1 protein-coding gene is annotated in these 1,161 nt (G+C 61.2%); it reads left to right on the forward strand.

Going from position 1 to position 1,161, the window contains the following annotated elements:
* Positions 1-58 precede the first annotated feature (58 nt).
* A partial coding sequence (locus G3N64_RS39180; protein ID WP_205788904.1) for an IS256 family transposase occupies positions 59-1,161 on the forward strand: 1,103 nt, incomplete at its 3' end.

A 1,161-nucleotide genomic window follows, 5' to 3' on the forward strand; every position in this document is an offset into this window, starting at 1 on the left:
GAGCCTGTCAGATTTTTAGTGTGCCGAGGTCATGAGACGATAACGGAAATAACGTCCTATGACCGATGCAACCGTGACCAAGAAGAGCAAGAACCCGAAGACGCCGAAGCTGTTCCCCGATGAACTGATCGATCAACTGCTGGCCCAGGTGCAGAGCAAGGATGCCGAGTCGATCCTGGGCGAATCGGGCTTGGCCGGCCAGCTCAAGAAGCAACTGGCCGAACGCATGCTCGCGGCCGAGTTGAGCCACCATCTGGAAGCCGAGACCGAGCAAGGCAAGGCCGGCAACCACCGCAACGGCACCAGCTCCAAGACGGTCCTGACGCCCAACGGCGAGCTGAGGCTGGATATTCCGCGCGATCGGCAAGCGACGTTCGAGCCGCAATTGGTCGGCAAGTATCAACGCCGGCTGCCGGGCTTCGACGACCACGTCATCAGCATGTATGCGCGCGGTATGAGCGTGCGCGAGATTCAGGGCCATCTGCTGGAACTGTACGGGCTGCAGGTGTCGCCCGACCTGATTTCGACGGTCACCGACGAGGTGCTGGCCGACGTCGAACAGTGGCAGCAACGCCCGCTCGAAGCGATGTATCCGATCGTGTACTTTGACGCGCTGCGGCTGAAGATCCGCGACGAAGGCACGGTCAAGAACAAGGCGGTCTATCTGGCGCTGGGCATCCGTGCCGACGGCCGCAAGGAAGTGCTGGGTTTGTGGATCGAGCAAACCGAGGGCGCCAAGTTCTGGCTGAAGGTCTTCAACGAACTGAAGAACCGCGGCTTGCACGACATCCTGATCGCGGTGGTCGACGGTTTGCGCGGCTTCCCGGAGGCGATCGAGGCGGTCTATCCGGCCGCCCAAATCCAGACCTGCATCGTGCATCTGATCCGCAATTCGCTGAATCTGGCGAGTTGGAAGGACCGCAAGCCGCTGGCTGCCGCGATCAAGCCGATCTACCAGGCCGCCACGGCCGACGCAGCGGCAGCGGCGCTGGATGCCTTTGCACAGAGCGAGTGGGGTCGCAAATTCCCTACCGTCGCGGCCATGTGGCAGCGCCAATGGGAACAGGTGATTCCCTTCTTCGCCTATCCGCCCGAGGTGCGTCGAATCGTATATACGACCAACGCCATCGAGAGCATGCACATGCAGTTGCGCAAGATCGT

Origin of the sequence: Burkholderia sp. Ac-20344 (assembly GCF_017104975.1) — a bacterium.
In the GTDB taxonomy this organism is placed as follows: domain Bacteria; phylum Pseudomonadota; class Gammaproteobacteria; order Burkholderiales; family Burkholderiaceae; genus Burkholderia.